General features: G+C 61.3%; 12 protein-coding genes and 3 pseudogenes. 11 read left to right on the plus strand and 4 right to left on the minus strand.

The window, feature by feature from the left end; translation table 11 throughout:
- Nucleotides 1-48: 48 nt before the first annotated feature.
- Nucleotides 49-1,542: pseudogene (locus tag KGA98_RS28775) on the minus strand (HAMP domain-containing protein); the annotation flags it as partial.
- A 156-nt stretch (nucleotides 1,543-1,698) separates the two neighbouring features.
- Between KGA98_RS28775 and KGA98_RS23765 the strand changes: the two are divergent.
- From KGA98_RS23765 to KGA98_RS23775, 4 genes and pseudogenes are all read left to right on the plus strand, one after another.
- Nucleotides 1,699-3,015, plus strand: coding sequence for a Na+/H+ antiporter family protein (locus tag KGA98_RS23765; protein WP_056722503.1), 1,317 nt, complete (start codon nucleotides 1,699-1,701; stop codon nucleotides 3,013-3,015).
- Nucleotides 3,016-3,238: 223 nt separating this feature from the next.
- A pseudogene (locus tag KGA98_RS28780) lies at nucleotides 3,239-4,009 on the plus strand (cache domain-containing protein); the annotation flags it as partial.
- Nucleotides 4,010-4,324: 315 nt separating this feature from the next.
- Nucleotides 4,325-4,915, plus strand: a pseudogene (locus KGA98_RS28785) (methyl-accepting chemotaxis protein); the annotation flags it as partial.
- Nucleotides 4,916-5,123: 208 nt separating this feature from the next.
- Entirely contained in the window at nucleotides 5,124-5,285 is a 162-nt protein-coding gene (locus tag KGA98_RS23775; RefSeq protein ID WP_081015030.1) for a metallothionein, read from the plus strand.
- A gap of 27 nt (nucleotides 5,286-5,312) precedes the next feature.
- Here KGA98_RS23775 and KGA98_RS23780 read toward each other — a convergent pair whose 3' ends face one another.
- On the minus strand, nucleotides 5,313-5,591 hold the full coding sequence (locus KGA98_RS23780) for a hypothetical protein (RefSeq protein ID WP_223504127.1): 279 nt from the start codon (nucleotides 5,589-5,591) through the stop codon (nucleotides 5,313-5,315).
- Nucleotides 5,592-5,624: 33 nt separating this feature from the next.
- On the minus strand, nucleotides 5,625-5,852 hold the full coding sequence (locus tag KGA98_RS23785) for a DUF6555 family protein (protein ID WP_057714008.1): 228 nt from the start codon (nucleotides 5,850-5,852) through the stop codon (nucleotides 5,625-5,627).
- Between the two features lie 145 nt (nucleotides 5,853-5,997).
- Between KGA98_RS23785 and KGA98_RS23790 the strand changes: the two genes are divergently transcribed.
- From KGA98_RS23790 to mnmH, 5 genes are all read left to right on the plus strand, one after another.
- On the plus strand, nucleotides 5,998-6,777 hold the full coding sequence (locus KGA98_RS23790; protein WP_057714009.1) for an AraC family transcriptional regulator: 780 nt from the start codon (nucleotides 5,998-6,000) through the stop codon (nucleotides 6,775-6,777).
- 105 nt (nucleotides 6,778-6,882) lie between these two features.
- Entirely contained in the window at nucleotides 6,883-7,056 is a 174-nt protein-coding gene (locus tag KGA98_RS23795) for a DUF1427 family protein (protein WP_079246732.1), read from the plus strand.
- 27 nt (nucleotides 7,057-7,083) lie between these two features.
- Nucleotides 7,084-8,040 carry a zinc-binding alcohol dehydrogenase family protein gene (locus KGA98_RS23800; RefSeq protein WP_223504129.1) on the plus strand — a complete coding sequence of 319 codons (957 nt, stop codon included), beginning with the start codon at nucleotides 7,084-7,086 and terminating at the stop codon, nucleotides 8,038-8,040.
- Between the two features lie 175 nt (nucleotides 8,041-8,215).
- Nucleotides 8,216-9,250, plus strand: coding sequence for a selenide, water dikinase SelD (gene selD, locus KGA98_RS23805; protein ID WP_057714011.1), 1,035 nt, complete (start codon nucleotides 8,216-8,218; stop codon nucleotides 9,248-9,250).
- Nucleotides 9,250-10,353 carry a tRNA 2-selenouridine(34) synthase MnmH gene (mnmH, locus tag KGA98_RS23810; RefSeq protein WP_223504131.1) on the plus strand — a complete coding sequence of 368 codons (1,104 nt, stop codon included), beginning with the start codon at nucleotides 9,250-9,252 and terminating at the stop codon, nucleotides 10,351-10,353. Before selD ends, mnmH begins: the two co-directional genes overlap by 1 nt.
- A gap of 137 nt (nucleotides 10,354-10,490) precedes the next feature.
- On the opposite strand, the gene KGA98_RS23815 is transcribed toward mnmH, so the two are convergent.
- The gene (locus tag KGA98_RS23815; protein ID WP_057714013.1) at nucleotides 10,491-11,162 is read right to left on the minus strand and encodes a hypothetical protein; all 672 of its coding nucleotides are present in this window, start codon (nucleotides 11,160-11,162) and stop codon (nucleotides 10,491-10,493) included.
- 367 nt (nucleotides 11,163-11,529) lie between these two features.
- Here KGA98_RS23815 and KGA98_RS23820 point away from each other — a divergent pair, with 367 nt between their 5' ends.
- Both KGA98_RS23820 and hemB read left to right on the plus strand, forming a co-directional pair.
- Nucleotides 11,530-12,240 carry a glutathione S-transferase family protein gene (locus KGA98_RS23820; RefSeq protein WP_154908800.1) on the plus strand — a complete coding sequence of 237 codons (711 nt, stop codon included), beginning with the start codon at nucleotides 11,530-11,532 and terminating at the stop codon, nucleotides 12,238-12,240.
- Nucleotides 12,241-12,396: 156 nt separating this feature from the next.
- Complete coding sequence (hemB, locus tag KGA98_RS23825; protein WP_090456805.1) at nucleotides 12,397-13,371, plus strand: porphobilinogen synthase; 975 nt, start codon at nucleotides 12,397-12,399, stop codon at nucleotides 13,369-13,371.
- Nucleotides 13,372-13,468: the final 97 nt, after the last annotated feature.

Consider the following 13,468-nt stretch of genomic DNA (forward strand, 5'->3'; position numbering starts at 1 on the left):
GTCCTGCACCGAGCGCTTCACTTCGGCAATGATCGGTTGCAGCTTGTCGAGGAAACGGTTGAACCAGCCGGCCAACTGGCCCAGTTCATCCTGCTTGTCGTAGGCCAGGCGGCGGGTCAGGTCACCTTCGCCGCTGGCGATGTCTTCGAGCATGTGCGCCACGCCGAGGATCGGTCGGGTGACACTGCGGGCCATCAGCCACACCAGCAGCAGACCGAGCAGCGCGGCGAGCACCCCCAGGCCGAGCTCGACCAGGGTACCGGCGGTGTTGCTGTCGTCGAGTTGCTTTTTCAGGGCTTCGGCCGGGCCGACCAGGACTTTCTCCGGCACGTCGAGCAGCACGCCCCAGGATTTACCGTCGGGAATCGGCTGGAAGGGTGCCAGCACTTTCAGTTGCTGATGGTTGTGCAGGCTGGCGGTTTTGCTGCTGGCGGCGAGCATGCGCAGCAGTTCGGCGCCATTGGCCTTATCCACGGCCTCCAGGCGCTGGCTGAGTTTGCCGGCGTCCGGGCTGTAGCCGGCGAGCAGGCCGGCCGGGCTGATGATGCTGACGCTGGTCTGGCCGTCATAGAGCTTCTTGCTCGCGCCCAGGCTGACCGCTTGCAGGCTGTTGAGGTTGATGTCCACGGACAGCGAGGCGATCACCTTGCCGTTGACCATCAGTGGGAAAACGATGCTGGTCATCAGCACGTTCTGACCGTCGATTTCATAGAAGTAAGGTTCGATCACGCACGGCTTGAGCGTGGTGCGCGGACAGGTGAACCAGGCGTTGGCCGCTTCGCCGCTGGGGCCGGTGCTGGTGTCGGCCATGTCCTTTTCCGGCAGCGCCATGGACGTTACCTTGCCCGGCGTCGGCTGCGACCAGTAGAGGGCGAAACGACCCTTGTCGTTGCTGCCAAGCTCGGCCTGGCCGGCGAACAGTTCGTCCTTGCCGTCCAGCCCATTGGGTTCGAACACCAGGGACAGGCCGAGCAGGTCCGGGTTGGCTTGCAGGGCTGACTTGACCTGGCGGGTCAGGTCTTCGCGCAGGTCGAAGGCATCGAGAAAGCGCTTCTCGGCCTGGTCACGCAGGAACAGCACCTGCCGGGAGAAGCCGTGGCCGTACTGATAGGCGTCCATGAACTGCTGGCGTATCCCCAGCGCCTGGTTTTCGCCCTGGGACTCGATCCGGGCCTGGGCCGCCTCTGTCAGCATCTCCATGCTCGAGGCTTTCACCAGCTCGGAGCTGTGCTCCATGCGGTACAGCGAAAGACCCACCAGCAGGGTCACGATGCCCGCCAGGCACAGCCCGGCCAGCAGGGTGATTTTCCATTGAATGGAAAGTTGTCTGAGCGACATGGAGACGTCCTTATTCGATAAATATCTGAGACTTTGCACTGTAACGGCCGGGATTTTGGTTTCTTTATCCCGTCTATCGGCTATCAAACACTTCCCCCTGTAGGAGCGAGCATGCTCGCGATGGTCGTCAACGATGATGATGGAAACCTGATCCCCCCCGGTGCTCTCAGGTGCATCGCGAGCTCGCTCGCTCCTACAGGTCATCACATGTCGTTACATGTCGACAGCGTCGAGGTGCTTTGACAAGGAGGTGACGCTGCGGCACAGTGCGCGCCCTCTAATAAAACCCATTCCTTAATCCGCTGGTGGCTCTTCGCAGACTGCCGGACGGAGTCTTTTCGTTTGTATCGAGGTAATGAAATGAATGCAGTAATTGCCGCGGTCGGCATCATGCTGATCCTCAGCCTGTCCCGCGTGCATGTGGTGATCGCCCTGATCGTCGGTGCGCTGGTCGGTGGCTTGACCGGTGGCCTGGGAATCGAGGCGACGCTCAAGGCTTTCAACAGCGGCCTCGGTGGCGGGGCGACGGTGGCGTTGTCCTACGCCTTGCTCGGCGCTTTCGCCGTGGCCATTGCCAAGTCCGGCATGGCCCATGCGCTGGCCGACAAGGCCCTGGCCATGGTCGATCGCCAGCACGCCAGCGGCGGTGGCCAGGTCAAGTGGCTGCTGATTGGCCTGCTCTGGGTCGTGGCCATCGCCTCGCAGAACATCTTGCCGATACATATCGCGTTTATTCCGTTGCTGGTGCCGCCGCTTCTTTATGTGCTGACCAAGCTGCAACTGGACCGTCGACTGATCGCCTGCGTCATGACCTTCGGCCTGATCACGCCCTACATGTTCCTGCCGGTGGGCTTCGGCAACATCTTCCTCAATGAGATCCTGCTGGCCAACGTCGCCCGCAGCGGCGTGGACATCAGCGGCATCAACGTGACGCACGCCATGGGCATTCCGGCCCTGGGCATGGTGGCGGGCCTGCTGATCGCGTTTGTCAGCTACCGCAAGAAGCGTGTCTACGACCTGGCGAAGATCGAACAGGTCGAGCAAGTGGCGGTGCAATACAACCCGCTGAGCCTGATGGTGGCCGGCGTGGCCATCGCGGCGGCGTTCATCATTCAGTTGTTGCTCGATTCGATGATCATCGGTGCGCTGGTCGGCTTCCTGATCTTCTCGGTGTCGGGCATTGTCAAATGGCGCGACACCGACGACCTGTTCACCGAAGGCATGAAAATGATGGCGATGATCGGCTTCATCATGATCGCCGCCTCCGGGTTTGCCGAAGTGATGAAGGCCACCGGTGAGGTGCAGACGCTGGTCGAGTCGTCGGCGTCGTACATCGATCACAGCAAAGGCATTGGCGCCTTGCTGATGTTGCTGGTGGGGTTGCTGGTGACCATGGGCATCGGCTCATCGTTCTCCACCGTGCCGATCCTGGCGGCGATCTTCGTGCCGCTGTGCGTGCAACTGGGCTTCAGCCCGTTGGCGATCGTGTGCATCGTCGGCACGGCCGGTGCCTTGGGCGACGCCGGTTCACCGGCTTCCGACTCGACCCTGGGCCCGACTTCCGGCCTGAACATCGACGGCCAGCACCATCACATATGGGACACCGTGGTCCCGACCTTCCTGCATTACAACCTGCCGTTGCTGGCGTTTGGCTGGGTGGCGGCGATGGTCCTGTAACCAATTCCCTTCTGATTACCCTGGATCAAAATGTGGGAGCGAGCTTGCTCGCGATGGCGGTGAAACAGTCAACATCTATTTGGCTGACAGTCCGCTATCGCGAGCAAGCTCGCTCCCACAGGGGGCTCCACTGCTCCGACTGACTGCGTTCAACTTTTGACCCGGCGTGCCGTTAAAGCTTTTAACCACGCCAACAAAAATCAAAAGAGTGAACGTCATGCGCATGAGCCTCAAGGCAAAAGTCCTGTCCCTTGCCGTCCTCCCGGTGTTGCTGTTTGCGCTGGTCATCAGCCTGACCACGCTGTTCATTCTTCAGGATCAGGCGCGCAAGGAAGTCGAGCAGACCCGCGAGCGCCTGCTCAGCAATGCCAAGGCAACCTTGCAAAGCTACGTGGCCGTGGCCATGACCACGATCAAACCGCTCTACGACGCCGCCGCCCCCGGCGATGAGGCGGCGCGGGCCCAAGTGATCAAGCTGCTGTCGAGCATCACCTACGGCAAGGACGGTTACTTCTTCGGCTACGACTCCAACACCGTGCGCCTGTTCAAGGCCAACAGCCCCGAGGGCGTAGGCCAGAGCTTCAAGGACAACCGCGACCCGAACGGTGTCTACGTCAACCGCGACCTGGTGAAAGTCGCCAAGGACGGTACGCACTACCTGCAATACAGCTCGCCATTGCCTGGCAACACCCAGGTGCTGGTGCCCAAGCTCGGCTACACCGAATACCTGCCGAAGTGGGACATGGCGGTCGGCACCGCGGTCAACCTCGACGGCATCGAAGCACAAGTGGCCGTGGTCGAAGCCAAGGTCCAGGAGCGCATGCAAGGCATGGTGCTGAGTATCGTTGGCGTAGCAGTCGTGGTGCTGTTGGTGATCGCTGCTGCCGGGATGCTGCTGGCCAACACCATTGTGCGTCCGCTGCATCTGATGAAAGCCAACCTCGACGACATCGCGGCGGGCGAAGGCGATCTGACCCGCCGCCTGACCATCACCAGTCAGGACGAGCTCGGTGAACTGGCCGGTTCGTTCAACCGTTTCGTCGACAAGATCCACGGTCTGGTACGGCAGATCACCGAAATGACCTCGCAGCTGACCGGGCTGGTGAACCAGGTGTCCGACCAGGCCAACCGTTCGGACCAGGCCATGGAACGCCAGCGTCACGAAACCGATCAGGTGGCCACAGCGATCAACGAAATGTCGGCGGCGGCCCAGGAAGTGGCCAAGAGCGCGCAGAACGCCGCGGTAGCAGCCCAGCAGACCGACGAAGAAGGGCAGGCGGCCAAGCGTGTTGTGGCCGGCAGCATCGAGAAGATCCATGCCCTGGTGGACGACATCCGCAGCAGCGGCGTGTCCCTGGACAGCCTGCAAAAAGACGTGTCGTCGATTGTCAGCGTGCTCGGGGTGATCCGCTCGATTGCCGAGCAGACCAACCTGCTGGCGCTCAACGCGGCCATCGAAGCGGCCCGCGCCGGCGAGGCCGGGCGCGGCTTTGCGGTGGTGGCCGATGAAGTGCGGGCGCTGGCCAGCCGCACGCAAATCAGCACCCAGGAAATCCAGGGCATGATCGACCGTTTGCAGGCCGGCACCCAGTCGGCGGTAGAGGCGATGCGTCGCTCCAGCGAGGCCGGTGACGGCACCTCGGCCCAGGCCAACGAGGCGGGGGCTTCGCTGGACACCATGGCTCAGCTGATCGCGACCATCAACTCGATGAACGCACAGATCGCCAGTGCCGCCGAAGAGCAGACCGCCGTGGCCGAAGAGATCAATCGCAGCGTGCACCAGATTGCCGTGGCGGTGGACAGCGTCGCCGACGAAACCCAACTCGGCGCGCAAACCTCTCGCAGCCTGGCCGACCTCGGTCAGCGCCTGGGCAGCCTGGTCGGGCAGTTCCGTATCTGACGGAACAGAGACAAGACCTGTGAGAGCGGCGGTGCGACGATTCGACTTGCTCGCGAAGAGGGTGTGTCAGTCAGATAAATGTTGTCTGACACACCGCCTTCGCGAGCAAGCCCGCTCCCACAGGGATTTGTGATCGGCAGGAGCGACAGCCACTACACTTATTCTGTGCATCCGAGCACTGGACGACCTTGCTAGAGGAGTCAGCTCCATGATTGACCGTGAAAGTATCTGCGATTGTGCGAAATGTACCTGCAAACTCGGTGAACATCCGATTGCCCGTCACGGCAAGCATTACTGCTGTGAAGCCTGCGCCAAACACCATGAGCATGGCGAGGAGTGCGCTCATAAAGACTGCAAGTGTGCCCACTGAAAACCACGGCATACGCAAAAGTGGAGCCTAGTCCGGCTCCACTTCCAGCCTGAGGCTGTCATCTTCCAGGCGCTCGCTGTGGCGGACGGTGCCTTGCAAGCGCCGCCCTTCGACCCGCAGCACCAGGGTCTTGGCTTGCTCCAGATCTTCCGGCAGTGGCGTCGGGACGCGTATGGCGAAGCAGAATGGATCGTTTTCGACCTGTTCCAGTCCGATCCGGCACTCGGCGCTCCTGGTGATGCGGCCGCTCGGCGTGTCCAGACCGTAGTCCAGTTGCGCAGGGCTGTTGACGGGTGTTGCGCTCATATCCCTTCCCCCGAACCTGATGGTTACCGGATATTAGTTCGCCGGCCGCCACTTGACGTTTTCCACACCGAATTTTTCAGCCATCGGCTTGCTGGTCTTTTGCACCTTCTCGCGTCCGAATCGGGGGATTCGCCCCACCCCCGCGTCACAACTCGCCCAATGCCAGGCTTCTGCGTTATCCATTTTTTCCAGTCGGATGATGAATGATTTCGGAGCACCATGGAGGGTGTACTCGATGACGAATAATTTTGCACTGTTCATAAAGCCCCGGTTCCTCCCTGTTGTACATAAAAGGATCGCGCGCCATCAGAAAAATTCACTCGGATTGTCGGATACCGGCGGTTGCTGGCGACACGTTCGGCGCCTCGTTACCATGGAGCTTTCCCGTACCCAATGAACATAGACCATGGCCCTCGCCGCACCACCTGACCTGAGTGACACCGATGTGCCTGTGCAACCGCTGGCCCGCACCTATCCGCGCGGGTTGTACATCGAGCCCCATGAGCACGTCTGGGGCCAGTTGCTGTATGCGATGAGCGGGGTGATGTGGGTCGAGACGCCGCATGAGGCGCTGGTGGTGCCTCCGCAACGGGCGGTGTGGTTGCCGCCCGGTGTGCCGCATGGCATCCGTGTCGTATCGGACCTGCAAATGCGCAATATCTACCTGCGGCCGTCCCTGGCGGCGACCCTGGATGACAGCGTTCAGGTGATCGAGGTCGGCGGTTTGTTGCGCGAGCTGATCGTCGGGCTGGTGGAGCAGGGTAACGACGGGGCGCCCGAGTATTACGACGCGCTGGTGGGCCTGGCGCTGCTGGAACTCAAGCGGGCCAGGCGTTCGCTGCTGAAAATTCCGCTGCCGGACGATTCCGACCGACGGCTGATGAACCTGTGTCAGGCGGTCATGGCCGCGCCTTCACTGGACATTCCTTTCGAACAACATGCGGATAACGCCGGAGCCAGCGTGCGCACCCTGGCGCGGCTGTTCAAGGACGGTTTGGGCATGGGCTTCGCCGAGTGGCGGCGTCAGGTGCAATTGGCGACGGCGGTGGCCGAGCTGATCCAGGGCGTACCGGTCAGCGCGATTGCCCGGGAGCTGGGATATTCTCCGAGCAGCTTCAGCGACATGTTTCGTCGTGAGCTGGGCGTTGCCCCTTCGCAGTTTCCTGCGGCGCAACGCCAGGACTGATTTCGTCGAAGCCAGGCTTTGGCCGAAATTCAGAAGCACTTGACCGATGATCAAAGGCATCGCCCCCTAGACTTGGGGCATACCTCAATTGCCCCGGAGTCTGCGATGAACTACCTCGTGTCATTGGCCATCGGTCTGGGCGTCGGTCTGCTCTACGGCGCCCTGGATTTTCGTTCTCCCGCACCCCCGGCCATCGCCCTGGTGGGCCTGCTCGGCATGCTCGCCGGCGAAAAGCTCTGGCCGATGGGGCGGGGGCTGGTGGCTGGCTGGATCTCCTGAACCCTTTTCGACTCGATGGATACGCCCATGAAAGCTCTGCAATTCGATAAAACCGGTGATCTCTCGGCCCTGCGCTACGTTGAGGTGCCTACCCCCGTTCCCGGCGCCGATGAAGTGCTGGTCGAGATCAAGGCCGCTGGCCTCAACCCCAGCGATGTGAAGAACGTGCTGGGACGTTTTCCCTACACCACCTTGCCGCGGATTCCCGGTCGTGATTTTGCCGGTGTTGTCGTGGCCGGCCCGCAGGCGATGATCGGTCGGGAAGTCTGGGGCACGGGCAAGGAACTGGGCTTTTTCGCCGACGGTTCCCACGCGCAGTTCGTCAAGCTGCCGGCCAACGGCGTGGCGCTCAAACCTACGCATCTGAGCTTTGCCCAGGCCGCCAGCCTCGGCGTGCCGTACACCACGGCGTGGGATGCGCTGGAGCGCAGCCTGGTGACGGCCCAAACCCGATTGCTGGTCATCGGTGGCGGGGCAGTCGGCAGTGCCGCGCTGGCCTTGGCCAAGGTGCGCGGTGCCCGGGTGTTGGCGGCCGCGCGGCGTCCGGAGCAGGTCAAGGATTTGCAGGACCAGGGCTACCAGACCCTGCAACTGGATAAACCCGAAGACTTGGGCACACTGGTCAACGCGGTGTATGCCGGCGGCGCCGACGTGATTTTCGACACTACCGGTTTCTGGTTGCCGGCCTCGGTAGCGGCCCTGGCCGCGTTCGGCCGCATCGCGATCATCGCGGCACCCGTGGACGGTCACGTGCAGTTGCCGGCCCTGGCGTTGTATCGCAAGGGTGGCTCGGTTGTGGGGATCAACTCGTTGCTGTACGGGGTGCAGGCGTGTGCGGCGATGCTCGAACAGTTCGGCCGGTTCTTCGATCAAGACCTGTTGCCGTTGCCCCAGGGCTTGTTCGAGTCGCCATTGGCCGAAGGCCTGGAGCGTTATGCCGAGGTGAATCAGGGCAGTGGTGACAAAGTGATTTTGCTGCCGTAACCGCAATCAATGTGGGAGCGAGCCTGCTCGCGAAGGCGATGGCACATCCAGCATGGATGTGCCTGACACACCGCTTTCGCGAGCAAGCCCGCTCCCACAAAGCCCGAGGCTGTGCAACGCCTTGCGCATGCCTCGCTCTGCTAGAATCGGCCCATTGACCCAATGAGGTACCCCTATGAGCGAGCCGATTCGCCTGACTCAATACAGCCACGGCGCTGGATGCGGTTGCAAGATTTCTCCCCAGGTGCTGGAAGTGATCCTGGCCGGCAGTGGGGCGCAGAACCTCGACCCGAAACTTTGGGTTGGCAATGCCTCGCGCGATGATGCGGCGGTGTATGCAATCGATGATGAACGCGGCGTGGTCTCGACCACCGACTTTTTCATGCCGATCGTCGACGATCCCTTCGATTTCGGTCGAATTGCCGCCACCAATGCCATCAGCGACATCTATGCGATGGGCGGCGATCCGTTGATGGCGATTGCGATTCTGGGCTGGCCGGTGAACGTGCTGGCCCCGGAAGTTGCCCGGGAAGTGATACGCGGCGGTCGTTCAGTGTGTGACGCGGCGGGCATCCCGTTGGCAGGTGGGCACTCCATCGACGCGCCAGAACCGATCTTTGGCCTGGCCGTCACCGGTCTGGTGGAAAAGCGCCACATGAAGCGCAACGACACCGCCACGGCCGGTTGCCTGCTCTACCTCACCAAGCCCCTGGGGATCGGCATCCTTACCACGGCCGAGAAAAAGGGCAAATTGCGCAACGCCGACATCGGCCTGGCCCGGGACTGGATGTGCACCCTGAACAAACCCGGCAGCCGTTTCGGCAAGCTCGACGGTGTGACCGCGATGACTGACGTCACCGGTTTCGGCCTGCTCGGGCACCTGGTGGAAATGGCCGACGGCAGCCAGCTCACGGCGCGCATTGAATATGACCGCGTACCGCGCCTGCCGGGGGTGGAGTATTACCTGGAACAAGGTTGCGTACCGGGCGGGACCCTGCGTAATTTCGACAGCTACGCCAGCAAGCTCGGACGCCTTCAGGAGCTGCACAAACGTGTGCTTTGCGACCCGCAGACCAGCGGTGGCCTGCTGATTGCCGTGACGCCTCAAGGCAATGAGCAATTCCTCTCGGTGGCCGCCGAACTGGGCCTGAGCCTGGAACCGATCGGTGAACTGGTCGAGCGACAGAGCAACGCAGTCGAGGTGTTTTGATGTTCGTCGACTGCACTGATTACCGCGACATCTTCCTCAACGACCGGCCAATGATGGACGCCCGCGCGCCGGTCGAATTCAACAAGGGTGCGTTTCCCGGCGTGATCAACCTGCCGTTGATGAATGACCATGAACGCCAGCGGGTCGGCACCTGCTACAAGCAGCACGGCCAGCAAGCGGCCATCGTGCTGGGGCATCAACTGGTGTCGGGCGCGGTCAAGGCCGAACGCATCCAGGCCTGGGCCGATTTTGCCCGGGCGCATCCGGATGGCCTGCTGTATTGCTTTCGCGGCGGCCTGCGCTCGCAGATTGTCCAGCAATGGCTCAAGGACGAGGCCGGCATCGACTATCCACGGGTGGGCGGTGGCTACAAGGCCATGCGCACCTTCCTGCTGGACACCCTCGATCAAGCCGTGACCCAGTGCAATTTCGTCTTGCTGGGCGGGATGACCGGCACCGGCAAAACCGAGGTGCTCACGCAACTCGACAATGCCGTGGACCTTGAAGGTCATGCCAACCATCGCGGCTCCAGTTTCGGCAAGCGCGCCACGGGCCAACCCTCGAATATCGACTTCGAAAACCGCTTGGCCGTAGACGTACTGAAAAAACGCGCCCGGGGCATCGAGCAGTTCGTACTGGAAGACGAAAGCCGTGCGGTGGGCAGTTGTGCCTTGCCGTTGCCGCTTTACCAGGGCATGCAGCAGTTTCCGATGGTGTGGCTTGAAGACAGCCTGGAAGGGCGGGTCGAGCGGATCCTGCGCGATTACGTGGTGGATCTGTGCGCCGAATTCATCTACGTGCATGGCGAGGAAGGCTTTGCGCTGTTTTCCGAACGCTTGCTGGCAAGCCTGAACAATGTGCAGAAGCGCCTGGGTGGCGAACGTCATCGGCGCATGCTGGTTTTGATGGAGGATGCGTTGGCCGAGCAGGCCCGCAGTGGCGCGGTGGATCTGCACCGGGGCTGGATCGAAGGCCTGCTGTGCGAGTATTACGATCCGATGTATGCGTTTCAGCGGGAGAAGAAAGACGCGCGGATCGAGTTTGTCGGGGAACGGGGGGCGGTTCTCGAGTATCTGCGCGAGCGAGTGAAGCAGAAGGCTTGAGGGTGCTTTTGCCGGCCCCTTCGCGAGCAAGCCCGCTCCCACATTGGATCTGCGTCGTACACAAAATCTGTGTTCACTGAAGATCTACTGTGGGAGCGGGCCTGCTCGCGAAGGCGCCAGCTCAGACAACGCATGCCTCAGGTCGGGCAGGTTTCGGCACCATTATCCAGGCCTTGCTTGTACACATGGCTCTGCAAGCTGGCCTTGCCGTTGTGCCAGGTCAGGGTGAGTACATACAGCGAGTCGTAGTCGCTGGACTCCCAGTCATCCGTGATGGTCATTTTTTTGCCGGTGGCGTCGCCGGCAACCTTGTTGATCAGCTCCGGCAGATAGCCGTGGGACCAGGCCGTGTAGATGACCGCATTGTGGTACTTGTCGTGAAGCAGTTCATCGGCCAGGTCACTGGTGTCATTGGCGGAAAAGTTGATGTTCACCGGCAGACCAAGCTTGATGGCGCTGGGGCTGATGGTCATCAGTGGGCGGATGTAACTGTAGGAATTGTCGAGCTCGCCTTCCTCGACGTTACGCGTCGGGTTCGCCGCAAACACATAGTTGGCCTTGCCGAACTTTTCCGGCAGCAGCGTGGCCAGGTCGATGGCGCGGTTCAGTCCCTGGCAATTGAGCTGGCCCAGGCCTCCGGCGGGTTTTTCCCCGTGGCGCAGGAAGACCAGCGTCTGGGTGCCATCCATCGGTTGGGCGCGACTCAGGCCGGACTCCAGCGTCAGGCACACCGCGCTAACCACCAATAAGGCGGGCAACAAAAGGTAAGCGCGATGTTTGAAGCGTTTGGCAAAATTAAACAGATTCATGTGTAAAGGGTCTTCAGCGCAATTCGGTTAAGGCTGACAAACCTCTACACCACGATTGTCCTGCGTCGGGTGTTTTCCATGTCATTGAAGCCGGTCCGTCATCAAAGAGGTGGTTCTCAGAGTCCCCTGAGCCCGTTTGGTTCGATTCCGGCCGAGTGGGCGGCAATGTACCGGTAACCTTCACGGGTTTGCAGCGAAGGTTATCGACAGGATGTTGCACAATTGTGGACACGCTACACCGGATGGCGTTGAAACCGTCGTGATTTCTTTTGATCTCGCCTATCAGCGAGATCGATGGCTTCAAGGGATCGCTGAGCCGATATCTACATTATGATCGTCACTCTCAATGTCTTCGTGGATCGTGCCCATGACCGATTTGTCCGCATTCCCCATCACCCGCAAATGGCCTGCCCAGTATCCGGAGTGGATTCAGCTGTACTCCTTGCCGACCCCCAACGGCGTCAAGGTCTCGATCATGCTCGAAGAGATCGGCCTGCCGTATGAACCTCACCGGGTAGGCTTCGACACCAACGACCAGATGTCCCCGGAATTTCTTTCCCTGAATCCCAACAACAAGATTCCGGCGATCCTCGACCCCCACGGTCCGGACGACCGGCCGCTGGCGCTGTTCGAGTCGGGCGCGATTCTGATCTACCTGGCCGACAAGAGCGGGCAACTGCTGGCCCAGGAATCGGCACCGCGCTACGAGACGATTCAGTGGCTGATGTTCCAGATGGGCGGTATTGGTCCGATGTTCGGCCAGCTCGGGTTTTTCAACAAATTCGCCGGCAAGGACTACGAAGACAAGCGTCCCCGTGACCGCTACGTCGAGGAAAGCAGGCGCCTGCTCAAGGTGCTGGACGATCGTCTGCAGGGGCGCGACTGGATCATGGGCGAGCGCTACACCATCGCGGACATCGCCATTTTCCCGTGGGTGCGCAACCTGATCGGCTTCTATGAAGCCGGCGATCTGGTGGGCATCCAGAACTTCCCTAACGTCACGCGGGTGCTGGAACGCTTCCTGGCGCGACCGGCGGTGGTGCGCGGGTTGCAGATTCCAAGCCCCGTCTCCAGCTGATCCACCGCATTACCTGTGGGAGCGAGCTTGCTCGCGAAAAACGTAAGGGCAACGCGAACATTCAGACAATGCGCGTTATCGTTTACGACCATCGTCGGAGCGCCGCCCGGAGCAAGCTCGCTCCTACATTTCGTCCTCTGAAATTCAGGAATACCCATGTCCAGTCAGTTCCCCGAAGCACGCCCACGCCGTCTGCGCCGCAATGCGAGCCTGCGCAGCCTGTTCCAGGAGACCGAGTTCAGCCTGAACGACCTGGTACTACCGATTTTCGTCGAAGAAGAAATCGACGACTTCGTGCCGATCAACAGCATGCCCGGCGTGATGCGCATTCCCGAGTCGAAGCTGGCCGGCGAGATCGAGCGCTACGCCCGTGCCGGGATCAAGTCAGTGATGACCTTCGGCGTCTCCCACCACCTGGACAGCAGCGGCAGCGACACCTGGCGCGAGGACGGCCTGGTTTCGCGCATGTCGCGCATCGCCAAGGACGCGGTGCCGGAAATGATCGTAATGTCAGACACCTGCTTTTGCGAGTACACCGACCATGGCCATTGCGGCGTACTGCACAACCATGAAGTCGACAACGACCAGACCCTGATCAACCTCGGCAGGCAAGCCGTCGCGGCGGCCCGGGCCGGTGCCGACGTGATCGCACCCTCGGCGGCCATGGACGGGCAAGTCCAGGCGATTCGCCGGGCGCTCGATGATGCCGGGTTTACCCAGACGGCGATCATGGCCTATTCGACCAAATTTGCTTCGGCGCTCTATGGCCCGTTCCGCGAGGCCGGCGGCAGTGCGCTCAAGGGCGACCGTAAAAGCTACCAGATGAACCCGATGAACCGCCGCGAAGCGATACGCGAATCGTTGCTCGACGAACAGGAAGGCGCTGATGCGCTGATGGTCAAACCGGCCGGTGCATACCTGGACATCATCCGCGACATCCGCGAAGCCTCACGCCTGCCGCTGTCGGCCTATCAGGTGAGCGGTGAGTACGCGATGATCAAGTTTGCCGCCCAGGCCGGGGCCATCGATGAAGACCGTGTGGTGCGCGAGAGCCTGGGGGCGATCAAACGTGCCGGGGCAGACCTGATCTTTACGTACTTTGCGATGGATCTGGCGCTGGCGGGGATCTAAGGACCACCGCATACCCCCTGTGGGAGCGGGCTTGCTCGCGAATGCGGAGTGTCAGTGACAGATGTATTGACTGACACACTGCATTCGCGAGCAAGCC

It is taken from the genome of Pseudomonas sp. BF-R-24 (assembly GCF_019947335.1).
GTDB lineage: Bacteria > Pseudomonadota > Gammaproteobacteria > Pseudomonadales > Pseudomonadaceae > Aquipseudomonas > Aquipseudomonas jessenii.